The sequence below is a fragment of the Mycobacterium saskatchewanense genome, from assembly GCF_010729105.1.
Taxonomy (GTDB): domain Bacteria; phylum Actinomycetota; class Actinomycetes; order Mycobacteriales; family Mycobacteriaceae; genus Mycobacterium; species Mycobacterium saskatchewanense.
In genome coordinates this window covers 5,748,167-5,774,061 of record NZ_AP022573.1, presented here as the reverse complement: position 1 = coordinate 5,774,061, position 25,895 = coordinate 5,748,167, and the positions used below count along the sequence as shown (strand labels likewise).

General features: G+C 69.6%; 26 protein-coding genes and 1 pseudogene. 16 read left to right on the top strand and 11 right to left on the bottom strand.

What is annotated here, in order from left to right; translation table 11 throughout:
• Window positions 1–50: 50 nt before the first annotated feature.
• From G6N56_RS27140 to G6N56_RS27130, 3 genes are read right to left on the bottom strand one after another with little or no spacing between them, the layout of a single operon-like run.
• Window positions 51–1,685, bottom strand: a complete 1,635-nt coding sequence (locus tag G6N56_RS27140) for a PPE family protein (RefSeq protein ID WP_180150432.1) — start codon at window positions 1,683–1,685, stop codon at window positions 51–53.
• A gap of 2 nt (window positions 1,686–1,687) precedes the next feature.
• Window positions 1,688–1,996 carry a PE domain-containing protein gene (locus G6N56_RS27135; RefSeq protein ID WP_085256308.1) on the bottom strand — a complete coding sequence of 103 codons (309 nt, stop codon included), beginning with the start codon at window positions 1,994–1,996 and terminating at the stop codon, window positions 1,688–1,690.
• Window positions 1,997–1,998: 2 nt separating this feature from the next.
• A complete protein-coding gene (locus tag G6N56_RS27130; RefSeq protein ID WP_085256307.1) occupies window positions 1,999–2,568 on the bottom strand; it encodes a hypothetical protein in 570 nt (189 codons plus the stop codon).
• A 72-nt stretch (window positions 2,569–2,640) separates the two neighbouring features.
• Between G6N56_RS27130 and G6N56_RS27125 the strand changes: the two genes are divergently transcribed.
• Together G6N56_RS27125 and G6N56_RS27120 are read left to right on the top strand one after the other, a co-directional pair.
• Window positions 2,641–3,069, top strand: coding sequence for a hypothetical protein (locus G6N56_RS27125; protein ID WP_085256306.1), 429 nt, complete (start codon window positions 2,641–2,643; stop codon window positions 3,067–3,069).
• The gene (locus G6N56_RS27120; RefSeq protein ID WP_085256305.1) at window positions 3,066–3,845 is read left to right on the top strand and encodes a hypothetical protein; all 780 of its coding nucleotides are present in this window, start codon (window positions 3,066–3,068) and stop codon (window positions 3,843–3,845) included. Before G6N56_RS27125 ends, G6N56_RS27120 begins: the two co-directional genes overlap by 4 nt.
• Before the next feature lie 11 nt (window positions 3,846–3,856).
• On the opposite strand, the gene G6N56_RS27115 is transcribed toward G6N56_RS27120, so the two are convergent.
• From G6N56_RS27115 to mqo, 7 genes are all read right to left on the bottom strand, one after another.
• Entirely contained in the window at window positions 3,857–5,449 is a 1,593-nt protein-coding gene (locus G6N56_RS27115) for an MFS transporter (protein WP_085256304.1), read from the bottom strand.
• A gap of 22 nt (window positions 5,450–5,471) precedes the next feature.
• Window positions 5,472–6,707: a uroporphyrinogen-III C-methyltransferase gene (gene cobA / locus G6N56_RS27110; protein ID WP_085256303.1), complete on the bottom strand. Its 1,236-nt coding sequence runs from the start codon at window positions 6,705–6,707 to the stop codon at window positions 5,472–5,474.
• Window positions 6,708–6,788: 81 nt separating this feature from the next.
• The gene (locus tag G6N56_RS27105) at window positions 6,789–8,177 is read right to left on the bottom strand and encodes a cobyrinic acid a,c-diamide synthase CobB (protein ID WP_085256302.1); all 1,389 of its coding nucleotides are present in this window, start codon (window positions 8,175–8,177) and stop codon (window positions 6,789–6,791) included.
• Complete coding sequence (cobO, locus tag G6N56_RS27100) at window positions 8,171–8,785, bottom strand: cob(I)yrinic acid a,c-diamide adenosyltransferase (RefSeq protein ID WP_085256301.1); 615 nt, start codon at window positions 8,783–8,785, stop codon at window positions 8,171–8,173. Before cobO ends, G6N56_RS27105 begins: the two co-directional genes overlap by 7 nt.
• Window positions 8,786–8,800: 15 nt before the next feature.
• Window positions 8,801–10,624, bottom strand: coding sequence for a magnesium chelatase subunit D family protein (locus G6N56_RS27095; protein WP_085256300.1), 1,824 nt, complete (start codon window positions 10,622–10,624; stop codon window positions 8,801–8,803).
• The gene (locus G6N56_RS27090) at window positions 10,621–11,091 is read right to left on the bottom strand and encodes a GNAT family N-acetyltransferase (protein ID WP_085256299.1); all 471 of its coding nucleotides are present in this window, start codon (window positions 11,089–11,091) and stop codon (window positions 10,621–10,623) included. The genes G6N56_RS27095 and G6N56_RS27090 overlap by 4 nt, the downstream gene beginning before the upstream one ends.
• Window positions 11,088–12,584 carry a malate dehydrogenase (quinone) gene (mqo, locus tag G6N56_RS27085; RefSeq protein WP_264020455.1) on the bottom strand — a complete coding sequence of 499 codons (1,497 nt, stop codon included), beginning with the start codon at window positions 12,582–12,584 and terminating at the stop codon, window positions 11,088–11,090. Before mqo ends, G6N56_RS27090 begins: the two co-directional genes overlap by 4 nt.
• A 93-nt stretch (window positions 12,585–12,677) precedes the next feature.
• On the opposite strand from mqo, the gene G6N56_RS27080 reads away from it, so the two are divergent.
• Both G6N56_RS27080 and mtr read left to right on the top strand, forming a co-directional pair.
• The gene (locus G6N56_RS27080) at window positions 12,678–13,688 is read left to right on the top strand and encodes an alpha/beta hydrolase (RefSeq protein WP_085256325.1); all 1,011 of its coding nucleotides are present in this window, start codon (window positions 12,678–12,680) and stop codon (window positions 13,686–13,688) included.
• A 16-nt stretch (window positions 13,689–13,704) separates the two neighbouring features.
• Complete coding sequence (mtr, locus tag G6N56_RS27075; protein ID WP_085256323.1) at window positions 13,705–15,087, top strand: mycothione reductase; 1,383 nt, start codon at window positions 13,705–13,707, stop codon at window positions 15,085–15,087.
• A gap of 9 nt (window positions 15,088–15,096) precedes the next feature.
• Here mtr and G6N56_RS27070 read toward each other — a convergent pair whose 3' ends face one another.
• Window positions 15,097–15,558 (bottom strand): Fur family transcriptional regulator, encoded by a 462-nt coding sequence (locus tag G6N56_RS27070; RefSeq protein ID WP_085256298.1) that lies wholly within the window; start codon window positions 15,556–15,558, stop codon window positions 15,097–15,099.
• Between the two features lie 137 nt (window positions 15,559–15,695).
• Here G6N56_RS27070 and nicT point away from each other — a divergent pair, with 137 nt between their 5' ends.
• The 12 genes and pseudogenes from nicT (at window position 15,696) to G6N56_RS27015 (ending at window position 25,895) form a co-directional block, all read left to right on the top strand.
• Window positions 15,696–16,811, top strand: a complete 1,116-nt coding sequence (gene nicT / locus G6N56_RS27065) for a Nickel transporter NicT (RefSeq protein ID WP_085256297.1) — start codon at window positions 15,696–15,698, stop codon at window positions 16,809–16,811.
• A 99-nt stretch (window positions 16,812–16,910) separates the two neighbouring features.
• Window positions 16,911–17,246, top strand: a complete 336-nt coding sequence (locus G6N56_RS27060; protein ID WP_085256296.1) for a hydrogenase maturation nickel metallochaperone HypA — start codon at window positions 16,911–16,913, stop codon at window positions 17,244–17,246.
• Between the two features lie 29 nt (window positions 17,247–17,275).
• The gene (hypB, locus tag G6N56_RS27055; protein ID WP_085256295.1) at window positions 17,276–18,064 is read left to right on the top strand and encodes a hydrogenase nickel incorporation protein HypB; all 789 of its coding nucleotides are present in this window, start codon (window positions 17,276–17,278) and stop codon (window positions 18,062–18,064) included.
• Between the two features lie 239 nt (window positions 18,065–18,303).
• Window positions 18,304–19,359, top strand: a complete 1,056-nt coding sequence (locus G6N56_RS27050) for an NADH-quinone oxidoreductase subunit B family protein (protein ID WP_085256294.1) — start codon at window positions 18,304–18,306, stop codon at window positions 19,357–19,359.
• Window positions 19,360–19,424: 65 nt separating this feature from the next.
• Window positions 19,425–21,224, top strand: coding sequence for a nickel-dependent hydrogenase large subunit (locus G6N56_RS27045; protein ID WP_085256293.1), 1,800 nt, complete (start codon window positions 19,425–19,427; stop codon window positions 21,222–21,224).
• A gap of 275 nt (window positions 21,225–21,499) precedes the next feature.
• Window positions 21,500–22,366, top strand: a complete 867-nt coding sequence (locus G6N56_RS27040) for a NifU family protein (RefSeq protein ID WP_085256292.1) — start codon at window positions 21,500–21,502, stop codon at window positions 22,364–22,366.
• Entirely contained in the window at window positions 22,363–23,004 is a 642-nt protein-coding gene (locus tag G6N56_RS27035) for a DUF5947 family protein (protein ID WP_085256291.1), read from the top strand. The genes G6N56_RS27040 and G6N56_RS27035 overlap by 4 nt, the downstream gene beginning before the upstream one ends.
• Entirely contained in the window at window positions 23,001–23,642 is a 642-nt protein-coding gene (locus G6N56_RS27030) for a DUF6084 family protein (protein ID WP_085256290.1), read from the top strand. The genes G6N56_RS27035 and G6N56_RS27030 overlap by 4 nt, the downstream gene beginning before the upstream one ends.
• A pseudogene (locus G6N56_RS27025) lies at window positions 23,639–24,992 on the top strand (hypothetical protein); the annotation flags it as partial. The gene G6N56_RS27030 and the pseudogene G6N56_RS27025, both read left to right, overlap by 4 nt.
• On the top strand, window positions 24,983–25,102 hold the full coding sequence (locus G6N56_RS29910; RefSeq protein WP_408632653.1) for a DUF6893 family small protein: 120 nt from the start codon (window positions 24,983–24,985) through the stop codon (window positions 25,100–25,102). The pseudogene G6N56_RS27025 and the gene G6N56_RS29910, both read left to right, overlap by 10 nt.
• A 17-nt stretch (window positions 25,103–25,119) precedes the next feature.
• Window positions 25,120–25,656 carry a hydrogenase maturation protease gene (locus tag G6N56_RS27020; RefSeq protein ID WP_085256288.1) on the top strand — a complete coding sequence of 179 codons (537 nt, stop codon included), beginning with the start codon at window positions 25,120–25,122 and terminating at the stop codon, window positions 25,654–25,656.
• Entirely contained in the window at window positions 25,629–25,895 is a 267-nt protein-coding gene (locus G6N56_RS27015; RefSeq protein ID WP_085256287.1) for a HypC/HybG/HupF family hydrogenase formation chaperone, read from the top strand. Before G6N56_RS27020 ends, G6N56_RS27015 begins: the two co-directional genes overlap by 28 nt.

Below are 25,895 nucleotides of genomic sequence, written 5' to 3'. Positions count from 1 at the left end.
CGGGGGCGCGAAGCCGGGCGCGGCAGCTCGCCGGTCGCGCGGCACCGGCCTCAGCGGGGCAGATCTGGCCCGGGCCGCTCACCCCAGGTCTCCGGAAGCAGCGGCATGCGCGGGCCGCCGCCGAAATCCGCCAGAGTCAACGTGGTCGGGCCCGCCGGCCGGATCGCCGGCCTGGGGTGCGTCCCGGCGAAGCCCTGCGCGGATGCGCCACGCTGCGACGGCTCATACCGACCGACCGGCGAATCGCCATCCGACTGGTCATCCATGTCGAGGTATTCGTAACGGTGCTGCCGCCCGATGACCGAGCCCGGGCGGCGGCGCGACGGCGCCTGCGTGACGTCCGGCGTCACCGCGGCGGCGGCCGGGAGGACCTCCTCGGCCGGCGCGTCCGCGCTCGCGCGTGGGCGGACCGTGGCCTGCACGGCGAGGCCGGTGCGGCCGACCAGATAGCCGAAGCCCTCGTGGCCCGTCGCGGGGGACGGCGGGGCGGGGGGGCCGGCGGGCGGGGCGACGGTGGCCGGGACCGCGGGCGCCGCCGGAACCATCGGGCCGGCCGGAACCACCGGCGCCGTTCCCATGCCGACAGAGAACGCCAGCGGCTGCAGACCCGGTGCGCCGGGGACCACGAGGGGGGCGGCGGCCAGCGGGACGGCGGCCGGCTGGGGCAGACCGGCCAGACCCGCGAGGCCGGCCAACCCCCCCACGGCGCTCAGGCCGGTGATGGCCAGGTTCAGGCCGACCGTCACCAGCAGCGGCAACTCCTGGATGAGGAAACGCAGCGTCCTCAAGGTCCAGTTGGCGATCCGATAGGTCTGCCAGGCGATGAAAAAAGAGACCAGTTGCGGGAACTGTGCCGGGTTGAGCAGGCCTTGGAAGTTCTGTTGGATCCAGGTGACGGCCTGCGCGTTGCCCTGCAAGAAGTTGGGCAGGTTCTGCAGGTACTGCGATGCGTTCCAGTTTGGTTGGCCCTGGCCGGGAATCTGCTCCCCCTCTGGGCCGAAGAGCATCTGCCAAATCTCTTCCGGCGTAGGTAATTGGAACGATCCGGTGCCGCCACCACCGCCGCCGCCTCCCCCGCCGCCGGTGCCGCTACCGGGTCCGCCGCCCCCGCCATGACCGGTTCCCGTCCCGGTGCCCGTCCCCGTGCCCTTTCCGGTTCCGGTGCCCGTGCCCTGTCCGGAACCGCCGCCGGAGCTGGCCGCCTCCGTGGTGGCCTGATAGGTGGACATGGTGGCGGCCGCCTGGGTCCACATCCGTACGTAGTCGGCTTCGTTGGCCGCGATCGGGATCGTGTTGACCCCGAAGAAGTTGGTGGCGACCAGCACCGCGTGGGTGGCATGGTTCGCGGCCAGCTCCGGCAGCGTCGGCATCGCGGCCAGCGCCGACGTGTAGGCGGAAGCCACGGCTTCATGCTGGGCGGCGGCCTCGGCGCTCAGCGACGCCGCCAGCGACAACCACGCCAGATACGGCATGTGCGCGGCCGCATACTGTTCGGCGGTCGGCCCCTCCCACACCGCTGCCGCGGCGCTCAAAACCGACGTCAATTCCGCCGCCGCATCGTGGTATTGCGTGGTCAACGACGTCCAGGTCGCGGCCGCCCCCAGCAGGGGCCCGGGCCCGGGCCCGCTGCTGAGCAGCGCCGAGTGCACCTCGGGCGGAAACGCCATCCATACCGGTGCGGTCATCGTCAGGCGCCCACGCCGGAATACGCCGACGCGCCGGCGGCATCCCCGGCCGCATAGCCCACTCCCGCCAGGCCCACACCGATCCCGGCACGGCCCAGCACCTCGACGCCCTGGGCCGCCGCCGCCGTGTGCTGAGTGCCCCGGGCGCTGAACAAGGCCGCGGCGGCCAGTGACACCGGGTCGGCCGCCGGCGGTATCACCGCCGAGACCACCGGGGCCGCGGCCGCGTGCGCGGCCGCCAGCTGGGCGGTGATCGCCTCGACTGCGGCGCTCGTGGCCGCCAACCCCTCGGGAACGACCCGCAGCACCATGGTTATCCCCTCCACCGTCTGGCCGGCGCACCGCTTGCCGGGCCCGCCGGGACCAACCGGTTCACGGCGGATGCAAGGGCCCAGCCCAGCAGGCCAGCCAACAACCCGAAACCCAGGTGGAATTCCGCTCTTTCGGCCATCCCGTTCCACACCGTGGCCGGCAGCGCCCCGGCGCGCCCCACGGCGAATATCGAACCGGCAAGCGCGACAAGGTGAATGGGGGCGGCGGCCCCTGACAGCCACCATGGCCGACCGCGCACCGCGGGGATCGCGGCGGCGGCGTACAGCAGCATCGCCGCGGCGAGGTAGCGTCCGCTCATCCAGGGCCCCGCCGCGTCGAGCACCGCCGCCGACAGCGTCGACGCGGCGCCGACCACGACGACGGTCTCGCGCCTGCGGGTCAGCAGCGTGACCGCCACAAGCACCGTCAGCCAGACCAGTCCACGGTGGCCGGGCAGACCGAGCGGAATCCGGATGTCGGCGGAGGCCACGATCGCCACGATCGCCAGCGCCGGGAAGGCGGCCTCGCGAGCGACCATGACGCCGTGCGCCGGCTGCTGCATCACGGTCATTACCAAACCGTAAGCTGACTTGGCCGCCACGACAACCGCATTCGCGGATTGAAACGCGGATATCATTCTCACATGCGCGTTCTCGCCGCCAATACGTCCGCAACGGCGGTCGTGTTCCTCACCGCGTCACTCGGCGCCTGTGCGCCCGGACCATCGACCGATAGCCAACTCCTCGTGCAAGAAAGCGGCCGAGTCCTCGACCACTTCACTGTCGCGCGGCTCGAACAGCTGCCACAGGTACGCGTCGCGACGCCGCAGTCGCACGGCGCGCAGCACCAGACGGGTCCCAGTGTCCGCTCGGTCCTCGATGCAGCCGGTGCGAAAGACATCGTCCGCGTGCGGGTGGAAGGGCGCGACCCGGCTCAGGTCATCACCTCAGCCGACCTCGACGACCCGGTCGTGCTGGACATCACCAAGCGGAACACGCTGAAGCTCACCGGGGCGAAGCTCGGCACCGATCGGTGGGTGCGTGACGTCACCGCCCTCGTGGTCAACCCGTGACCGCCGCCCTAAAGGGAGTGGACCTGCTCGTCGGCATCGACGACACCGACAACCACTACACCCCCGGAACGGGCCGCCGCGCCCGGGCGCTGCTCCGCGAGCTCACGGCGGCGGGTCTGGGCACACCGGCGGGAGCGACTCGCCACCAGCTGCTCGTCGACGACCGAATCCCCTACACCTCACACAATTCCAGCGCGTGTCTGGCCTGGCGCAGCGCCGGCGGCGACCCGCAAGCCGTGGCGCCGCGCATCATCGAACTCGCCTCGACGTTCCTGCAGGCAGTATGCCCCCCAGATGCCGATCCGGGGCTGGCCGTCGCCATCCCGGCGCGACTGGCCGACGCGGCGCCACTGGTGGACTTCGGGCGCGCCGCCAAGCGGGAGGTGTTGCACCCCAGCCGGGCCCGCACGCTCGCCGCCGCGCTGGGCGTGCACCTGTCCGGCCACGGCGGCACCGAGGACGGGGTGCTCGGGGCACTGGCGGCGGTCGGGCTGCACCTCTCGGGCAACGACGGCTTGTTCATCACACTCCCCGGCATCGAGGAGCTGCCACACCAGGCGACGATCGACACGGTGCGCGCGCGGGCACCGATCGACGTCGCGCGCGACGAGGCGCACCGTCAGCCCGGGCCGGGCGAGGTCATCGAATTGGGCGACTGGGTGCGTCCGGTGCTGCTCGACGGGAGAGCGGTGCTGCTTCTCGAGCCGCCCCGCCTGCAGCCGGACGGTACCCGGGTGTGGCGAACCGCGCCGCGAGCCGTCGTCAAGCGTCACTGACGCCGGGCGGCCTACAGCTCCCCGGCGTCGATCGCTTCCTTGACCTCTTGCGCGTGAGCGACCTGTGCGGGCGTGTAGCCGATCAGCAGCGCCGCCCCGCCGACGATGACGGCCACTCCGGCCACCCACAACAGGCCGTAGGTATAGCCGTTGTCGAGGGCGCGCAACTGCATCTCATTCATGGACTTCACCGGGCCCGTGGTGCCACCCATGTACAGCGTCCGCGAGGTGATCACCGCCTGGATCACGGCCAGCACCAGCGGGCCGCCGAGGCTCTGCAGCATCAGGGCGATGGCTGATACCGGGCCGATCTGGTCGAAGCCGACGCCGGCGATCGCCGACAGGGTCAGCGGAACGACGCAGATGCCGATGCCGATGCCGCCGACGATGACGGGGAGCACCAGGTTCGGGAAGTACGGCACGCCGCGGTGCATGAAGGCCCAGCCGGAGATCATCGCCCAGAACAGCAGGAGCCCGCCGCCGATGGTCAACACCCTCGGCGAGAACCGCGACACCAACTGCGAGGAGATGCCCAGGCCGATGCCCATCGCGATGACGAACGGAATGAACCCGACGCCCGCGCGCAGCGCGCTGTAACCGAGGATGTCCTGGACGTACAGGCCGATGCACACGGTCAGGCTGAACATCAGCCCGCCGGCCAGGAAGATCGCGATGAACGTCACCAGCCGGTTGTGGTCGCGGAACAGGTCAAACGGGACGACGGGGTTCTCGGCGGTGCGCTCCACGACGACGAAGGCCAGGGCGGCGGCCATCGCCACCGCGCCCGAGCCGATCGTCGTGATCGAGACCCAACCCCTCTCCGGCCCCACCGAGAAGGCATAGACGGCGGCGGTGCAGGCCAGCGTGGCGAGCATGGCCCCCGTGGCGTCGAGCTTCATCCGCTCACGGTTGGTCTCCCGCAGCGCGGTGCGGGCGAGGTAGATCATCACCAGCCCGATCGGCACGTTGACCAGGAAAGCCAACCGCCACGACACCTCGGTCAGGGCCCCGCCGACCACCAGGCCCATCACCGAGCCGACGCCGGTCATCGCGGCGAACACCGCCGTCGCGAAGTTGCGCGCCGGACCCTTGGGGAAAGTGGTCGCCACCAGGGCCAGACCGGTCGGCGACGCGATCGCCGACCCGATGCCCTGCAGCAGCCGGGCGACCACCATGGTCGCCTCGTCCCAGGCCACCGCGCACAGCACCGACGAGATGGTGAACAGCGCGACGCCGACGATGAAGGTGCGCTTGCGCCCGATGGTGTCGCCGAGCCGGCCACCGAGCAGCATCAGCCCGCCGAAGGTCAACACGTATGCGGTGATCACCCAGCTCCGACCGGCGTCGGACAGGCTCAGGTCGTTCTGGATCTTCGGAAGAGCCACGATGGCGACGGTGCTGTCCATGGTCGCCAGCAGCTGCATGCCCCCGATGGCGATGACGGCCGCGATGAAGCGGCGCGACGGCAGCCAGGCCGGGTAGTACTTACCGATGCGAGCCGAGGCGGTCTCCGCCGGCGGCGATGAGCGCACCGGGGCCGGACGATCGGGGCGCGCGGACGTCCAGTTCTGGGCAGCGCGCTCTGCGTCGTTGAGAGCCGTCATAATGGGTTACCTTACAGTAATCTTAAGAATCGTTTAAACCCCGAATGTCGCCGAGCCCCACAACGGGGCCGATCACGATGATCGCGGGAGGTCGGATGCCCTCTTCGCGGATCTTCTCCGGCGTGTCGGCCAGGGTGGCTCGCAAAGTGTGTTGCGCCGGCGTTGTTCCATGTTGAACCACCAGTACCGGCGTATCCGCAGGTCGACCCCCCTTCATTAGCACATCGACGAAGAGTTCGATGCGCTCGACCGCCATCAGCAAAACAATGGTGCCCGCCATTGCGGCCAATGCATCCCAATTCACTAACGATTCGGGATGGTCTGGCGCCAGATGGCCGCTGACCACCACAAACTCGTGATTCATCGCCCGGTGAGTCACCGGAACGCCCGCCATGGCGGGCACTCCTATGGCACTGGTCACACCCGGCACGACCGTCACCGGAATGCCCGCGTCGACGCAGGCCAAAACTTCCTCATACCCCCGGGCGAACACGAACGGGTCGCCGCCTTTGAGGCGGACCACGAAGCTGCCGGACCGGGCGCGCTCGATCATGACGTCGTTGATGGCCTCCTGGGCCATGGCGCGACCATAGGGAATCTTGGCGGCGTCGATGACCTCGACGTGAGGCGGCAGCTCGGCGAGCAGATCGGGTGGTGCCAGCCGGTCCGCGACGACCACGTCGGCGTGGGCGAGCAGCCGACGGCCCCGCACGGTGATCAGCTCGGGGTCGCCCGGTCCGCCGCCCACCAGCGCCACCCCACCGCGCACGACGTCGGATGCCACCGGGCTATCCGGGTTGTCCGGGGTGATCAGACCGGTCTGCAACGCCTCACGGATCGCCGACCGGATTGCCGCGGAGCGGCGGTGATCGCCGCCGGCCAGCACCCCGACCGACAATCCGGCGTAGCCGAACGAGGCCGGAGTGACCGCAGTGCCCTCGACCGCGATGTCGGCGCGCACGCAGAACAAGTGACGCCGTTCGGCCTCGTCGACCACCGCCGCGTTCACCTGCGGGTCATTGGTGGCGGCGATCGCATACCAGGCCCCCTGCAGGTCGCCGTCGCGGTATTCGCGCAGCGCCAACGTGATTCCGGTCATCGCCTCGACGGCCGGGGTGGCGCTGCGGGAGATGACGTGGACGTCGGCGCCGCTGGCGATGAGCAGGGGCAGGCGGCGCTGCGCGACGTTTCCCCCACCGACCACGACGACCTTCTTGCCGGCCAGCCGCAATCCGACTAGGTACGGGCTCTCGGTCACCCGGCAAGCCTAGTGTCTGGCCGCATCGGCGCCGCGACCGTAACGCCACGGCGAATTTCGGCCGGAATTTTCGCCGTGGCGTTACGGTCGCGGGGCTCGCCGGGCGGCGGCGTGGGCGACGAACCGCGTGACCGCCTCCGGCGCCGCGGCCGGATGGGTGTGCAGATACGAAGCATGGACGCAACCGCGCACGACGCCGTCCCGCTTGGTTTTCCCGTCGTTGGCCCGATAGACCCACGCGGGCTCGTGGGTATCGGCGAATTCCACCGCCGTCCGGTGGAATTCATGCCCGACCACCCGCTCACCGGCGGCATACAGCGGCGACCCGGTCACCGCGACGGCGTCGCGGTACGCCAACGTCAGGTGCGGGGTGAACCGCGCGGATCCGGAGATCACCCCGCACATCGGGTGGCCGTCGAGCTCGGAAACGAGATAGATCAGCCCGGCGCATTCGGCGTGCACCGGCGCACCGTCGGCGGCGAGCCTCCTGATCTGGCTGCGCACGACGTCGTTAGCCGAAAGTTCGGCGGTGAACTGCTCGGGAAAGCCGCCCGGCAGCACGACCGCGTCGGTGCCGTCGGGCAACGGGTCGACGAGCGGGTCGAACTCGACCACGTCGGCCCCGGCGGCGCCCAGCAGCTCGGCGTGCTCGGCGTAGCCGAAGCTGAACGCCTTGCCCGCCGCCACCGCCACGGTGGCACCCGGGCCCGACGCATCACCCGCCGCCTCCCCCGGGTCCCACGCGGGGGCCGTCACCCGGCTTGCGGCGACGGCCGCGACGGCAGCCAAATCGACGTGGCGGGCGACCAGGTCGGTCATCGCGTCGACCGCGGCGCGCGCCTGACGGCCGTACTCCACCGCGGTGACCAACCCCAGATACCTTGAGGGAAGCTCCAATTCGGCGGTGCGCGGGATCGCGCCCAGCACGGGGACGCCGGCCTGTTCGCAGGCCCGACGGAGCACCTGCTCGTGCCGGACGGAGCCGACCCGGTTCAGGATGACCCCGGCGATCCGGGTCGCCGCGTCGAACGTGGAAAAACCGTGCAGCAGAGCGCCAACGCTCTGGCTTTGACCGCGTGCGTCGACCACCAGCAGCACCGTCGCGCCCAGCAGCCCCGCGACATGCGCCGTGGAGCCGGGGGCCGGCGCGGTCATCGGCGACTCGGGGGACCCGATGCGACCGTCGAAGAGGCCCATCACGCCTTCGATCACCGCGATGTCGGCCCCGCCGGTGCCGTGGGCGTAGAGCGGCCCGATCAGCCGCTCCCCCACCAGAACCGGGTCGAGGTTGCGTCCCGGCCGACCGGCGGCCAGGCCATGGTAGCCGGGATCGATGAAGTCCGGGCCGACCTTGAACGGGGCGACGGTGTGGCCCGCCCGCCGCAGCGCTCCGATCAAACCCGTTGCCACGGTGGTCTTTCCACTGCCCGACGCGGGTGCGGCGACGACGACGCCGGGGACGCTCACCACTCGATGCCCTTCTGGCCCTTGCGCCCGGCGTCCATCGGGTGCTTGACCTTGGTCATCTCGGTCACCAGGTCGGCGGCCTCGATCAACCGTGGCGGGGCGTCCCGCCCCGTGATGACGACGTGCTGGTGACCGGGCCGGGACGCCAGGGTATCCACCACCTCGTCGACGTCGACCCAGCCCCACTTGAGCGGGTAGGTGAACTCGTCGAGCACGTAGAAGTCGTGGCGCTGCTCGGCCAGCCGGCGGGCGATCTCCGCCCAGCCGTCGGCCGCGGCGGCGGCGTGGTCGAGGTCGCTGCCCGCCTTGCGGACCCAGGACCAGCCGGCACCCATCTTGTGCCATTCGACGGGCCCGCCGACGTTGTGTTCCTCGTGCACTCGGCCGAGCCCGGCGAAGGCCGCCTCCTCGCCCACCTTCCACTTGGCGCTCTTGACGAACTGAAAGACCGCGACGTCGAGCCCGGCGTTCCACGCCCGCAACGCCATTCCGAACGCCGCCGTCGACTTACCCTTCCCGACTCCCGTGTGCACCGCCAGCACCGGGGTATTGCGCCGGGCCTTGGTGCTCAGCCCGTCGTCGGGGACCTGAAGTGGACGGCCCTGTGGCATCGGCGAATACCTTCCTCACGCCGCTTGGCGCACGGCCCGGGCCAAGTGGTCGGCGTGCAACTGTTCCAGCCGCACGGCCGGCGCGCCGAGCTGGCTGGCCAGCTCCGCGGCCAACCCCAGCCGGACATACGACGTCTCGCAGTCGACGACCACGGCGGCCACGCCCTCGGCGACCAACCTAGCGGCCGCGATTCGGCTGCGGCCCAAAGGGTCCGGTCCCGCGGTCGCCCGACCGTCGGTGAGGACGACCACCAGCGGGCGTCGGGTCCGGTCCCGCGCCTTCTCGCGGACGATCAGCCCACGCGCGGCCAGCAGGCCCTCCGCCAGCGGGGTCCTGCCGCCGGTGTCGAAGCGCGCCAGCCGCCGGGCGGCGATGTGCGCCGACGAGGTCGGCGGGAGCAACAGCCGGGCCGCGTCCTGGCGGAAGGTGATCACCGCGACCTTGTCGCGGCGTTGGTACGCGTCACGCAACAGCGACAGGGTGGCGCCGCTGACGGCGGCCATCCGGTCCCGGGCGGCCATCGAACCGGAGGCGTCGACCACGAAGATCACCAGGTTTCCCTCGCGCCCCTCGCGGACGGCCCGGCGCACGTCGTCCGGGCGGGGCCGCAGCGGTCCGGGCCCGGCGCGCTCGGCGGCCGACAGCAAGGTGGCGAACAGGTGCAGTCCCCGCGCGCCCGAGCCGGTGTCGTCGCCGTCGGTGGCCGCCACCACGCTGCCGGTCGTGTTGCGGGCGCGGGAGCGCCGCCCCGGTGCGCCCTCACCGACGCCCGGGACGGTCAGCGCCCGGGCGCGGAAGGTTTTCGACGGCGGCGCGCTGGGACGCGGCGGTCGCGGCCTGGGAGAGTGTGAGTTCGGCTGCGGTTCAGGGTCGTTCGCGGATTGGCCGCTGCCCGGCGGGTCTGGTTCGGGCTCCGGCTCGCCGCCGGCCTGCGCCAGCGCCTCGTCGAGCTGCTCGCGGTCGATGCCGGGATCGTCGAAAGGGTCGCGCCGGCGCCGATGCGGCAACGCCAATTCGGCGGCCACGCGGATGTCCTGCTCCTCCACCGTCGTCGACCCGCGCCAGGCGGCGTGCGCGGCAGCCGTGCGGGCGACCACCAGATCGGCCCGCATGCCGTCGACGTCGAACGCCGCACACAGCGCCGCGATGCGGCGTAATTCGTTGTCGGGCAACACCACCTCGGCGACCAGCTCGCGCGCAGCGGCGATCCGCCGGGCCAGTTCGGCGTCGGCGTCGGCGTAACGCTCGGCGAACCCGTCCGGATCCGCCTCGTAGGCCATCCGCTGCCGGATGACCTCCACCCGCACTTCGACGTCCCGCGAGGCGTGCACGTCGACGGTGAGACCGAACCGGTCCAGCAGTTGCGGACGCAGCTCACCCTCCTCGGGGTTCATGGTGCCGATCAGCACGAACCGGGCCTCGTGCGAGTGCGAGACGCCGTCGCGCTCGATGTGTACCCGCCCCATCGCCGCGGCGTCGAGCAGCACGTCGACCAGGTGGTCGTGCAGCAGGTTGACCTCGTCGACGTAGAGCACACCGCGGTGCGCGCGGGCCAGCAGCCCCGGCGAGAACGCGTGCTCGCCGTCGCGCAGGACCCGCTGCAGGTCGAGTGAACCGATCACCCGGTCTTCGGTGGCGCCCAGCGGCATTTCGACCAGCTCACCCCCGCCGGTGGCGGTGGATAGCAGCGTGGCGAGCCCACGCACGGCTGTCGACTTCGCGGTGCCCTTCTCGCCGCGGATCAGCGCGCCCCCGATCTCCGGACGCACCGCGCACAGCAGCAGCGCGAGCCGCAGCTGCTCGTGGCCCACGATGGCGCTGAACGGATACGGCCTCACGGCTGCTCCGCCAGACCGGAACCGCGCCGCAGCATCGGCACGTGCGAGACACCGTCGTCGATGAAATCGTCCCCGGCGCGGACGAATCCGTGCTGGGCGTACATCTCGGCGAGGTAGGTCTGGGCGTCGATCCGGCACGGGTAGTCACCGACCTCGGCCAGCGCGGCGCGCAGTAGGCGCGTGGTGTGGCCCTGGCCGCGCGCGCTGCGCTTGGTGCACAGCCGGCCGAGGCGGAACGACTTCTCCCCGCCCGCATGCTCTTCCATCAGGCGCAACGTACAGATCACCTCGCCGTCGGGCGTTTCCAGCCAGAAGTGCCGGGTCTCGGCCAGCAGGTCGCGCCCGTCCAGCTCGGGGTACGGGCAGGCCTGTTCGACCACGAACACCTCCACCCGCAGCTTCAGCAGCTCGTAAAGTGTCCGCGCGTCAAGGTCTTTCGCCCAAGAGCGGCGCAGGGATTCGGTCATGCGGCGTCCAGCCCCAAAGCCCGGCTGCCCCAGGACCAGACTTCGTCGAACAGCGCGGGCTCGGACGACAGCTCGGCGCCCAGCGACGGCACCATCTCCTTGAGCGTGGGCAGCCAGGCCGCGTACCGGTCGGCGAAGCAACGGGCCAACACGTCGAGCATGGCCGGCACGGCGGTCGACGCGCCCGGGGAGCCGCCCAGCAGTCCGGCGATGGTGCCGTCCGCCGAACTCAGCAGGGTGGTGTTGAAGTCGAGCACCCCGCCTTTGCGCCGGTCGCGCCGGATCACCTGGACCCGCTGACCGGCCACGGTCAGCTGCCAGTCGGAATCCACAGCGCTGGGCGCGAATTCGCGCAGCATCCGCATCCGGTCCGACTCGGAGAGTCGCAGCTGGCCCACCAGGTAGTTGACCAGGGTCAGCTCGGCGATACCGACGCCGACCATCGACACGACGTTGTCGGGTTTCACCGACCGGGGCAGATCGGTGGCGTGGCCATGCTTGAGGAACTTCGGCGACCAGCCCGCGTACGGCCCGAAGACCAGCCACGACTTGCCGCCGACGAAACGCAGGTCGAGGTGCAGCGCGCCGAGCGGCGGCGCACCCGGCGCCGGCGCGCCGTACACCTTGGCCCGGTGCGCGGCGGTGAGCGCCGGATTGCCGGCGCGCAGAAACCGGCCGCCGATCGGGAAGCCGGCGAACCCCTTGACGTCGGCGATGCCGGACTTCTGCAGCAGCGGCAGGGCATCGCCACCGGCTCCGACGAACACGAATTTCGCGTTGAGCCGGTGCTTTTCGCGGGTACGGCGATTGCGGACCAGCAACGTCCAAGTGCCATCGGACTGCCGGGTCAAGTTGCGGACTTCGTGACCGAAGAGCGCGGCGGCGCCGTTGCGCACGCAGTAGCCAACGAGTTGTCGCGCCAGCGCACCGAAGTCGACGTCGGTGCCGTGCGCGGCCCAGTTCAGGCCGGTCGGCTCGGAGAAGTCACGCTTGGCGGCCATCAACGGCAGCCGGCGCGCGAACTCGTCCGGGTCATCGACCAACTCCGTCCCGGCGAACAGCGGGTTGTGCGCGAGTGCCCGCTGCCGCCGCCGCAAGAAATCGACGCCCTCGGCGCCGCGCACGAAGCTCACGTGCGGGATCGGATTCACGAAACGGGCATCGGTCAGGATCCCGTGCTCGACCGCGTACGCCCAGAACTGGCGGGTCACCTGGAATTGTTCGTTGATGCGCACCGCTTTGGTGATGTCGATCGAGCCGTCGGGCCGCTGCGGGGTGTAATTCAGCTCGCAGAGCGCGGAGTGCCCGGTGCCGGCGTTGTTCCAGGGGCTGCTGCTTTCGGCGGCGACGGCGTCCAGCCGCTCGACGACGGTGATCGACCAGTCCGGTTCGAGCCGCCGCAGCAACGCGCCCAGGGTGGCGCTCATGATGCCCGCGCCCACCAGCACGACGTCCGTCCGCGCGGGTCTGACTTGCTCGGCCGTTAGCGCCACCGGATCGTTCGTCCTTTCCTGGTTCTTCCCCTGGCTGTGCCGTCCCAGGTTATCCCGACGCGCAGCGTTTAAGCTGGCCTGGTGACTGGCTGGATGCCCGACGTCCTGCCCGGCTATTGGCAGCTGACGATCCCGCTGGGAACCGATCCCGCCGGTGAGGGCGACATCGCCGCGACGCTGGTCCGGCGCGGCTCGGAGGCGGATGCCCGCGGCGCCGACCACGCGGTGCTCGCGGTCCACGGCTACACCGACTACTTCTTCCACACCGCGCTGGCGGACCACTTCGCCGGCCGGGGGTTCGCCTTCTACGCGCTGGACCTGCGGAAGTGCGGCCGGTCGCGCCGCGACGGCCAGACCCCGCACTTCATCACCGACCTCGCCCATTACGACGCCGAACTCGGGCAGGCCCTGGCGGTCATCGGCGCCCAGACCGGCCCGGCCCAGGTCCTGGTGTACGGCCACTCCGCGGGCGGGCTCATCGTGTCGCTCTGGTTGGACCGGCTGCGCGCGCGCCGGGCACCCGCGCACGCCGGAGTCGGCGGACTGGTTCTCAACAGCCCGTTCCTGGACTTGCACGGGCCGGCCGTCCTGCGCCACGCCGCGACCTCGACGCTGCTCGCCGGCCTGTCGCGATTTCGGTCGAAGGGCGTGGTCCGTCCGCCCAGACCCGGCGGTTACGGCACCACCCTGCACCGCGATTTCGGCGGGGAGTTCGACTACGACCTGCAGTGGAAACCGGTCGGCGGCTTTCCCATCACCCTCGGCTGGCTGCACGCCGTGCGCCGCGGCCAGGCGCGGCTGCACCGCGGGCTCGACGTCGGCGTCCCGAGCCTGATCCTGCGCTCGGACCACAGCGTGCGCGAGGTCGCGGACCCGATGGCGATGCATTGCGGCGACGCGGTTCTCGACGTCGCCCAGATCGCCAGGTGGTCCGGGTGCATCGGGGACCGCACCACCGTCGTGCCGGTGGCCGACGCCAAACACGATGTGTTCTTGTCGCTGCCGCAGCCGCGCCGGACCGCCTACCGCCAGCTGGACCGGTGGCTGGATCACTATCTGAGCCCGGACGACATCGACGCCACGGCGTCGTCGGACAAGGGTTGAGGGCGGTTTGAAGGACGTGGAGACCTACGATCTCGCGATCATCGGAAGCGGTTCGGGCAACACCATTCTCGACGACCGCTACGCGGACAAGCGGACCGCGATCTGCGAGCAGGGCACCTTCGGTGGCACCTGCCTCAACGTCGGGTGCATTCCCACGAAGATGTTCGTCTACGTCGCCGAGGTCGCCGCGACGATCCGCGACGCCGCGCGGTTCGGCATCGACGCGCACGTCGACAGGGTGCGCTGGGACGACATCGTCTCCCGGGTCTTCGGCCGCATCGACCCGATCTCGATGAGCGGCGAGGACTACCGGCGCAGTGCGCCCAACGTTGATCTGTACGGCCGCACGCGGTTCGGACCCGTCCAGCCCGACGGGGCCTACCTGCTGCGCACCGACGCCGGCGAAGAGTTCACCGCCGATCAGGTGGTGGTCGCGGCGGGATCGCGTCCCATGATTCCGCCGGCCATCCTCGAGTGCGGCGTCGCGCATCACACCAGCGACACCATCATGCGCATCCCCGAGTTGCCCGAACACCTGGCCATCGTCGGGAGTGGTTTCGTGGCAGCCGAATTCGCCCACGTCTTCTCGTCACTCGGGGTGCGCGTCACGCTCGTGGCCAGGGGCAGCACCATGCTGCGGCACTGCGACGACACCATCTGCAAGCGGTTCACCCGCCTCGCGTCGGCCAAGTGGGAAGTGCGCACCCATCGCAACGTGGTGGGGGGCTCCAACCGAGGTTCCGGGATCGCCCTCGAGCTCGACGACGGCAGCACGCTGAGCGCCGACCTACTGCTGGTGGCGACCGGACGGCTGCCCAACGGCGATCTGCTCGACGCCGAGCAGGCGGGCGTCGACGTCGAGGGCGGCCGTGTCGTCGTCGACGAATACCAGCGGACCTCCGCCCGCGGGGTGTTCGCCCTCGGTGACGTCTCGTCGCCGTATCAGCTCAAACACGTCGCCAACCACGAGGCCCGCGTCGTGCAGCACAACCTGCTCTGCGATTGGGATGACACGCCGTCGATGGCCGTCACCGACCACCGCTTCGTGCCGGCGGCGGTGTTCACCGACCCGCAGCTGGCCGCCGTCGGCTTGACCGAGAATCAGGCGCGCACACAGGGATTCGACATATCGGTCGCGATCGAGAACTACGGCGACGTCGCCTATGGCTGGGCGATGGAGGACGGCACCGGGATCGTCAAGCTCATCGCGGAACGCACCAGTGGTCGGCTGCTGGGCGCGCATGTCGTGGGGCATCAGGCGTCGTCGATCATCCAACCGCTGATTCAGGCCATGAGCTTCGGGCTGACAGCCCAGGAAATGGCCCGCGGCCAGTACTGGATCCACCCGGCACTGCCCGAGGTGGTCGAGAACGCGCTGCTGGCCCTGCGCCGGCCCTAGCGCCCCGGATCAGCTCTGGCAGTCTGGGCACAGGCCGCGCAGCGTCAGGCCCGCCGCCTCGGACAGCGCAAACGAACTGCCGGCCATGGCGTGCTCGAGCGCCGAGCTGAGCTGACGCGCGGGCACCTCGATGATCGCCCCGCATTGCGTGCAGACCGCGTGGTGGTGCGGGGCGGTCGCCAGTCCATAGGTCGTGACGCCGCCGTCGAGGGTCAGCGCGTGCAGCACTTCCTGTTCGACCAGGGTGGTCACAGTGCGGTAGATGGTCGCCACGTCGGGCGGCTGAGCGCCCGGCGGCAAGCAGGCGCGGACCCGCTGGTGGATCTCCGCCACCGGCAGGTGACCGTTGACCGGCTCGAGCACCGCCAAGACCTGGATGCGTGACGCCATCCGGCGCAGACCGCGGGCGCGCAGGAGATCACCGATCCGGGCGGTCACGGAGGGATCCAGAACCGACGGCTTGGGCGTCACCCGTCCAGTGTGGCGCCGGATACCGCGGTTCGCCAGTTTTCGACCGATCGCGGCGTGCGTTCCTGCGACCAACTTGCATCAGACTGGAGCCCGCATTTACAGTCGTGCCGGTTGTCCCCGATGCCGGAAGGACCCCAGTGGCCAGTACCGAGCTCGACTGGCGACCGTCATGGATGGTCAATCTGGGCAGCGCCCTGGCGCCCGCCGAGTGGTGGCGGCTGGGATCGATGCTGGCGGTGATCGTCGCCCTGCACCTGGTCGGCTGGCTCACCCTGGTGTTGTTCGTCGAGCCGGGGCAATTCAGCATGGGCGGCAAGGCATTCGGGGTCGGGATCGGGCTGACCGCGTACACCCTGGGCATGCGCCACGCGTTCGACGCCGACCACATCGCCGCCATCGACAACACCACCCGCAAGCTCATGAACGACGGGCAGCGCCCGCTGGCGGTGGGCTTCTTCTTCTCCCTCGGCCATTCCACGGTGGTCTTCGGGCTGGCGGTCCTGCTGGCCACCGGCGTCAAGACGATCGTCGGGCCTGTCGAGGACGACTCGTCGTCCCTGCACCACTACACCGGCCTGATCGGCACCAGCGTGTCCGGCGTGTTCCTGTACGCGATCGCCCTCATCAACGTCGTGATCCTGGCCGGGATCCTGCGCATGTTCGCCCGGCTGCGCCGCGGCGACTACGACGAGGCCGAGCTGGAACGGCAACTCGACAACCGCGGGCTGATCAACCGGCTACTCGGCCGGTACACCAAGTCGATCACCAGGTCCTGGCACTGCTACCCCGTCGGACTGCTGTTCGGGCTCGGCTTCGACACGGCCACCGAGATCGCCCTGCTGGTGCTCGCGGGAACCAGCGCGGCGGCGGGGCTGCCGTGGTACGCGATCCTGTGCCTGCCCGTGCTGTTCACCGCCGGCATGTGCCTATTGGACACCGTCGACGGCTCGTTCATGAACTTCGCCTACGGGTGGGCCTTCTCCAACCCGGTCCGCAAGATCTACTACAACATCACCATCACCGCGCTGTCGGTGGTCGTCGCCCTGCTCATCGGCACCGTCGAGCTGCTCACCCTGCTCGCCGACCAGTTCGGCTGGCGCGGCGGGTTCTGGCAGTGGGTCAGCGGGCTCAACCTCAACGCCGTCGGCTACATCATCGTCGGCATGTTCGTCGTCACCTGGGCCGTCGCCCTGCTGGTGTGGCGGTTCGGCCGCATCGAGGAGAAGTGGAGCCCGGCCGATCCCACCGGCTGAACGAGTGCCCCCCGGGCACTTTCGGGTGTAGAACAGTGCTCATGACCTCCACCGCCCGGGCGGAATCGTCCGGGTCCACGCGGGCGCCGGTGTCCAGCGGTGCATGAGCTGTCGCTGTGCGAAGCCATCGCCGGAGTGGTCAAGACACACGCCGACGGCCGGCACGTCGACGTGGTGCGCGTGCGGGTCGGGGCGCTGCGCCAGGTGGTGCCCGAATCGCTGTCGTTCTGCTGGACGCTCGTCCGGGACTCAGAGAACATGCCCGACGCCGAGCTGGAACTCGAGTGCGTCGGCGCCGAGGTGCGGTGCCGGGAGTGCGGGCAACAATCGGAGATCACGTCGGCATGGTCGGTCTGGTGCCCGCGATGTGACAGCACCGACGTCGAGGTGGTCACCGGCAACGAATTCCTGGTGACGTCGTTGGACGTCTCGTGAGGGGCGTGCGGTGATGAATCGAGCTGACCATGGGTAGGTTCCACCGGCACGAGGACGGCACCGTGCACACCCACGACGACGGCGATCACGACCACGATCACGACCACGACCACGACCACGACCACGGCGACCACAGCGGCTACCGGACGGGCGCTCAACGCATCGAGGTACTGGAGTCGATCTTCGCGGAGAACGACGTCCTCGCCGAGGCCAACCGGTCGGCGTTCGAGAGCAACGGGATCCGCGCGCTCAACCTGATGAGCTCGCCCGGGTCGGGCAAGACCACCATCCTGCAGGCGACGCTCGACGAGCTCGCCGGCGAATTCGCGATCGGGGTGATCGAGGGTGACATCGCGACCGACCTCGACGCGGCCAAGCTCAGCGGTCGCGGCGCCCAGATCTCACTGCTCAACACCAGCAACGGGTTTGGCGGGGAATGCCACCTCGACGCCCCCATGGTCAACCGCGCGCTGCCCGGCCTCGACCTGCCGGCGCTGGACCTGGTGATCGTCGAAAACGTCGGCAACCTGGTTTGCCCGGCCGAGTTCGACGTGGGCGAGCACGCCAAGGCCATGGTCTACTCGGTGACCGAGGGCGAGGACAAGCCGCTCAAGTACCCGGTCATGTTCCGGTCGGTTGATGTGGTGTTGCTCAACAAGATTGACCTCGTGCCTTACCTCGACGTCGACGTCGACACCTACCTCCAGCACGTGCGCAAGGTCAATGCGACGGCGGAGATCCTGCCGGTGAGCGCGCGCACCGGAGCCGGCATGGCCGCCTGGTTCGACTGGCTTCGGCGATTCGCCGGACCGAGCTGACCGGCGCGATGCCGATTCCTGCAAAGCGCTCGCATGACAGCGGCGTGCTCGTGGCCCAATTCCCCTGGGACTGAAGCGCGCCCGCGTTTTCCCAACATTTGTTGGACAGGTGACCAATACAGCGCACCGTTGACAACGCCCGGCGGCGGGAGTAGACCCAAGACATCGCTGCGCAAGTGGGCCGACGGTCGACTCCGGCGGCGAAGGGGCCTTTCAGCCCGGCCCCGGAAAGCTGCGTCATGCCAACAGAAGCGGCAGTCAAAGCAGAAGAAACGTTGATCCATGTTTTATGGATCAATGCGGGGCTAAGTTGTGACGGCGACTCGGTGGCGTTGACTGCCGCCACCCAGCCCAGCGTCGAGGAGATCGCGCTGGGAGCCCTTCCCGGCCTGCCGAAGGTCGCCGTCCACTGGCCCCTGATCGACTTCGAATGCGGACCCAACGGGGGCGCGGACGACTTCCTCGAGTGGTTTTTCAGAGCCGACCGCGGCGAACTCGAACCGTTCGTGCTCGTCGTCGAGGGATCCATCCCTAACGAGAAGATCAAGGACGAGGGCTACTGGTGCGGGTTCGGCAACGACCCGGCGACCGGGCAACCGATCACCACCAGCGAGTGGCTCGACCGGCTGGCCCCGAAAGCCACCGCGATCGTCGCCGTGGGGACCTGCGCCACCTACGGCGGCATCCACGCCATGGCCGGCAACCCGACCGGGGCGATGGGCGTTCCCGACTACCTCGGCTGGGACTGGAAGAGCAAGGCGGGCATCCCGATCGTCTGCGTCCCCGGTTGCCCGATCCACCCGGACAACCTGTCGGAGACCCTCACGTACCTGCTGTACATGGCGACCGGCCAGGCCCCGATGATTCCACTCGACGACGCGCTGCGTCCGCAGTGGCTGTTCGGTAAGACCGTGCACGAGGGGTGTGACCGCGCCGGCTACTACGAGCAGGGCGACTTCGCGACCGAGTACGGGTCGCCGAAATGCATTGTGAAGCTTGGTTGTTGGGGCCCAGTCGTAAAGTGCAACGTGCCCAAGCGCGGGTGGATCAACGGTGTTGGCGGCTGCCCAAACGTCGGCGGCATCTGCATCGGCTGCACCATGCCGGGCTTCCCGGACAAATTCATGCCGTTCATGGACGAGCCGCCGGGCGGCAAGCTTTCCAGCACGGCGTCGGGGCTGTACGGGGCCGTGATTCGCAACCTGAGGGGTATCACGGCGCGCACCGTCGACAAGGAGCCGCGCTGGCGTCACAACGGCAACCAACTGACCACCGGAGCGCGCCGCACCTGGTAATCCCCGGCCAGGTGTAGCGCGCTCCGTTCCCATCTCGACAAGCCCTTGGGCGGAGAGCAGTAGCGATGACAACTATCGTCCCCGAACCGACCACAGCCAAGCGGGAGCCGGGCCAGCTCGTCGACATGGCGTGGGACCCGATCACCCGGATCGTCGGCAGCCTCGGGATCTACACCAAGATCGACTTCGAGAACCGGGAGGTCGTCGAATGCCACAGCACCTCGTCGATCTTCCGTGGCTACTCGATCTTCATGAAGGGCAAGGACCCTCGCGACGCCCACTTCATCACCAGCCGCATCTGCGGAATCTGCGGCGACAACCACGCGACGTGTTCGTGCTATGCGCAGAACATGGCGTACGGGGTCAAGCCGCCGCACCTCGGCGAGTGGATCGTCAACCTCGGCGAGGCCGCGGAATACATGTTCGACCACAACATATTCCAGGAAAACCTGGTCGGCGTGGACTTCTGCGAGAAGATGGTCGCCGAGACGAACCCGAGCGTGCTCGCCCTGGCCGAGAAGACCCCGGCGCCGCAGGCCGGCGCCCACGGTTACCGGACGATCGCCGACATCATGCGGTCGCTCAACCCGTTCAGCGGTGAGTTCTACCGCGAGGCGCTGGCCGTCAGCCGGTGGACGCGAGAGATGTTCTGCCTCATGGAGGGTCGCCACGTGCACCCGTCCACGCTGTATCCCGGCGGGGTCGGCACGGTCGCCACGATCCAGCTGATGACCGATTACATGACCCGGCTCATGCGCTACGTCGAGTTCATGAAGAAGGTCGTGCCCATGCACGACGACCTGTTCGACTTCTTCTACACCGCACTGCCCGGTTACGAGAAGGTCGGTCTGCGCCGCACCCTGCTCGGCTGCTGGGGCTCCTTCCAGGACCCCGAGGTGTGCAACTTCGAGTACAAGGACATGGAACGCTGGGGTAATGCGATGTTCGTGACGCCCGGCGTGGTCGTGGACGGCAAGCTGGTCACCCACTCGCTGGTCGACATCAATCTCGGCATCCGGATCCTTTTGGGCAGTTCGTATTACGACGACTGGACCGAGCAGGAGATGTTCGTCAAGACCGACCCGCTGGGCAACGCGGTCGACCGGCGCCACCCGTGGAACCAGCACACCAACCCCCATCCGCAAAAGCGTGACCTGGACGGCGGCAAGTACAGCTGGGTGATGTCGCCACGCTGGTTCGACGGCAAGGACCACCTGGCGCTGGATACCGGCGGCGGTCCGCTGGCCCGCCTGTGGTCGACCGCCCTGGCCGGCCTGGTCGACATCGGCTACGTCAAGGCGACCGGCAATTCCGTCAAGATCAACCTCCCCAAGACCGCACTCAAGGGCCCGGTCGAATTCGAGTGGAAGATCCCGAAGTACGGCAGCAACACCATCGAACGCGACCGGGCGCGCACCTACTTCCAGGCCTACGCGGCGGCGTGCGCGCTGCACTTCGCCGAGAAGGCCCTGGCCGAGATCCGCGCCGGCCGCACGAAGACGTGGGAAAAGTTCGAGGTGCCCGACGAAGCCATCGGCTGCGGCTTCACCGAGGCGGTACGCGGCGTGCTCAGCCACCATCTGGTGATCCGGGACGGCAAGATCGCCAACTATCACCCGTATCCGCCCACGCCCTGGAACGCCAACCCGCGCGACAGCTACGGCACGCCCGGACCCTACGAGGACGCGGTGCAGGGCCAGCCGATCTTCGAGGAGAACAGCCGCGAGAACTTCAAGGGCATCGACGTCATGCGCACGGTCCGCAGCTTCGACCCGTGCCTGCCCTGCGGCGTCCACATGTACCTGGGGAAGGGAAAGACTCTGGAGAGATTGCACACGCCAACCCAGTCGCCCGTCGGGGCGTGACGATCGCAAGCGCGGCGAAGCCGGGCGCAGCGGGTCGTCACCATCAATCGCGTGACGATCGCAAGCGCGGCGAAGCCGGGCGCAGCGGGTCGTCACCATCAATCGCGTGACGATCGCACGCGCGGCGAAGCCGGGCGCAGCGGGTCGTCACCATCAATCGCGTGACGATCGCACGCGCGGCGAAGCCGGGCGCAGCGGGTCGTCACCATCAATCGCGTGACGATCGCAAGCGCGGCGAAGCCGGGCGCAGCGGGTCGTCACCATCTGGAGGACACATGACGGATCGCCCGAACCCCGACAACGACATGCAGTGGCGCGCGGCGGGCGATCGGATCCAGACCCTGCTGGACTCCTGCGCGGCGGGCGGGACGGGCGCGTACGAACGCGCGCAGCAGCTGGTCCGCGAGGTGGTGGGTTTGTACGGGGCCGGGCTGGAAAGGATCATGCAGTTGGCCGGCCCCGGGGTAGCCGAGCGGCTGGCCACCGACGACCTGGTGGCCAGCCTGCTCCTCGTCCACGGCCTGCACCCCCACGACGTGCACCGGCGGGTGTCCGACGCACTGGACCGGGTGCGGCCCTACCTGGGCTCGCACGGCGGCGACGTGGAGCTGCTCTCGATCGACGGGGACACCGCCCGGCTGGCCTTCCGCGGCAGCTGCAAGAGCTGCCCGTCGTCGGCGGTGACCCTGGAACTCGCGGTCGAGGACGCCGTCCGGGCGGCGGCCCCGGAGATCGTCGCGATTGAGGTGGTGACCGCCGACTCTGCGCCGTCTGGTCCGGCCGTCATACCCCCCGAATCCCTGCTGGCCCAAGTGCGTTCGGGCTGGCATCCGCTGCCCGAACTGGCCGAGCTGGAGGCCGGTGACGTGGCGGGGTTCCTGGTGGCGGGCGCCGCGCTGCTGGTCTGCCGGATCGGCGACCTGCCGCTGGCCTATCGCGACCATTGTCCGGTGTGTGACGATTCCCTGGCGGGTGCGCACCTTCGCGAGACACTGCTGGGATGCCCGCGCTGCGGCACGCAATTCGACGTCGTGCACGCGGGCACCGGGCCCGACGGCGCCCACCTCGAGCCGGTCCCCCTGCTGCTCCGCGAGGGCGTGCCTTCGGTGGCACTGGCCGAACCGACGGGAGCCCGCGCATGACGACGCCCTACGACGTCCTGGCTCGCATCACCGGCGACCGGCGCGCACCCGAGCCGGCCGGCGAGCGGTGCGAGATGTGTGCGGAGTCGATCGCCGACGAGCACCAGCACGTCGTCAATGTGACCGCCCGACAGCTGATGTGCGTCTGCCGCGCCTGCTACCTGTTGTTCACCGACACGCAGGCCGAGCTGCGCTACCGGGCGGTGCCGGACCGGTATCTGGCGTTCCCCGACTTCGCGCTGGACCGTCGCGCCTGGGAGAGCCTGCAGATCCCGGTCGGCGTCGCCTTCTTCTTCGCGAACTCCGCACTGGGGCGGACCGTCGCCTTCTACCCCGGCCCCGCGGGCGCGTGCGAGTCCGAACTCGATCTGGACGCGTGGAACGCCGTCGGCGGCTCGGACTCGCGGGTGGGGCTGCTGGCCGACGACGTGGAGGCGCTGCTCGTCCGGGTACCGGACGACGAAACCGCCCCGCCCGAAACCTATCTCGTACCGATCGACGCGTGCTACGAGTTCGTCGGCCGCCTGCGCCTGCTGTGGCGGGGATTCGACGGCGGGCAGGAGGCGCGGGCGTTCATCGACGGTTTCTTCGCCGAGATCGCGGCCCGCGCGGTCGTCGCGCAGGGGGCGCCGACATGATCGACGTGGAGTTCGCGGTCATCGATGTGACGCCCGAACCGTACTCCGTGAGCCCCGTTCTCACAGCGCGAATCGGCATCGATGCGGGCTGTGACGACCCCGTGCACGCCATCGCCCTGCGCTGCCAGGTGCGGATCGAGCCGCTGCGACGCCCCTATTCCGACGAGGAAGCGGCCGGCTTGCTCGACCTGTTCGGATCCCGCGAACGCTGGGCCACCACCCAGCGCACCTTCCTCTGGCAGCACTGCACCGCCATGGTGCCGGGTTTCACCACCAACACCACGGTCGCGCTGCCGCTGGACTGCACCTACGACTTCGAGGTGGCCGCCGCCAAGTACCTGCACGCGCTGCGGCACGGCACGTTACCGCTCCAATTTCTGTTCAGCGGAACGATTTTCGTCAGGGGCGAACGCGGCTTCTCGGTCCAGCAGGTGCCGTGGGACTGCGAGTACCGCTACGACATGCCGGTGACGGTGTGGCGGGACCTGATCGCCCAGCACTACCCGAACAGCGGGTGGGTGCGGCTGAGTCACGAAACCGTCGCCGCCCTGGCCGCGTACAAATCGGCGCAGGGACTGCTGGACCTCGACCACGCCGTCACCTCGCTGCTGGACGCCGAGCGGGAGGCCGCACGGTGACCGCGTCCGGGACGTCGAGCCGGGACCGCGCCCGCACCGTCGCCGATGCGGTGCTCTACGAGGGCTATCTTCTCTACCCCTACCGGGGCACCTCCACCAAGAACCAATCACGCTGGCAATTCGGCGTTCTCGGCCCGCCCGGTGCCGCCGCCGCGGGTCTGGGCGAGGACGACACCCTGGCCGCGGAGTTCCTGATGGACGGGGCCTGGGCGATCACGCTGGTGGTGCGGTTCCTGCAGTTGCAGCGCCGGCGGGCCGAGCGCGCGCTGCCGGGCGGGGGCTTCGAGCCCGTCACCGAGTTGACCACCTCGGCCGGGTCGTGGCTGACCTGGGACGAGGCGGTCGAATGCGAAATCGTCTTCGGCCCCCTCACTTTTGCCGACCAGCCCTGGACGCTGCCGGTGACGGCCGCCGCCGCCACCGACGTCGAGGCCGTCGACGGCGGCCGCCTGGTCCGCGAGCGCCGGGAGGTGCGCGGCGTCCTGACGGTCGAGAGCGTGGCCGACGGTGACCTGCGCCGGGTGTCGGTGCGAATCGCCAACGTCTGCCCGCCCGCCGGCGACAAGGACGACGCCATCGCGCGTTCCCTGATCGGAACACACGTCATCTCCGAAGCCGTTGGCGGACAATTCGTCTCGCTGCTCGAGCCGCCAGCCGAGGCGGCCGAGGCCGTGGCGCGGTGCCGCCAGCATCGCTGCTTCCCCGTGCTGGCCGGTCCGCCCGGCGCCCAAGACATGCTCCTGATCTCCCCGATCATCCTCTACGACCATCCCGAGGTGGCCGAACAGAGCAGCACCGCTCTCTATGACTGCACGGAGATCGACGAGATCCTCACCCTGCGCGTGATGACGATGACCGATGAGGAGAAGAGGCAGGCGCGGGCCACCGATCCGCGGGCGGCGCGGCTTATCGACCAGTGCGACGCCATGTCGGCGGAGGACATGGCGCGCCTGCACGGCGTGCTGCGCGATCCCCACGCGATGTCCGGTCTGGTCCCCGAGGTCCCGGAAGGAGTCGACTGGTGGGATCCGCTCGCGGACAACGCCGTTCGACCGGAGATCGACGCCGTGCTGGTGAACGGCGTCCGGGTGGCACGGGGTAGCCGGGTGCGATTGCGGCCCCGGCGCAACGCCGACGCGCAGGACCTCTTCGTGGTGGGCAAGACCGCCCGCGTCACCTCGGTGCACGAAGACGTCGAGGGCAACAAGCACGTCGCGGTCGTCGTCGAGGATGACCCGGCAGCCGATCTGCACGACTGGTACGGCCGCTACCTGTACTTCTCCCCCGACGAGATCGAGCCTACGGAAGCGCAGGACAGGCAGGAGTGAGAGGAGTTCGGCATGGAAGTCATGGGTTGGATATTCGTCGCCATCATCGCCCTGGTGGTGGCGGTGGCGCTGGCGCTGGGAGTGGTCTCCATTCCGGACGCCCGCCGCTACCTGAAGCTTCGGCGGATGTAGCCGCGGCCGGCGGTGCGATGACTGCGCGCATATTGGTGGCCGGGATCGGCAACATCTTCCTGGGCGACGACGGATTCGGCTCGGAGGTGGTCCGCAACGTCGCCATCTCCCACGATGATTCGGGTGTCCGCGTCGTCGATTACGGCATCCGCGGCATGCACCTGGCCTACGACCTGCTCGACAACTGGGACACGCTGGTGCTCGTCGACGCGGTACCCAGCCGCGGCAGCCCCGGCACGTTGCACGTCTTCCAGGCCGAATGCGACTTCCAGGCCGAATGCGACGGGGATGACGACGCGCCCGGTCTGGACGCGCACGGTATGGACCCCGCCACGGTGTTCGCGAGCCTGCGGGCCCTGGGCGGCATCCTGCCGTACACCGTCGTCGTCGGCTGCGAAGCGGGAAGCGTCGAGGAGGGCATCGGCCTCACCGAACCCGTCGCCGGGGCCGTGCACCGGGCGGCGCGGGCCGTCGAAGAGATCGTCGCCGCGTTGCAGGCGCCGCCGCACGGGAGGAGCGCTGACCCATGTGCCTGGGCATTCCCGGTCAGGTGATCCGGATGTTGGACGGTTACGAGGGACAGCTCGCACTCGTCGACGTCACGGGTGAAGAACGCCGGATCAACGTCGGCATGTTGCCGGAAGAGTCGTTCGCGCCGGGCGACTGGGTAATCATTCACATGGGCTTCGCCATCGAGAAGACGGACCGCGCCGGCGCGGAGGCGGCGATGGCGGGTCTGGAGCTGATGGGCCGGGGCCGCACCGACGGAACGGCCGACTGGGACGGCGGCTGA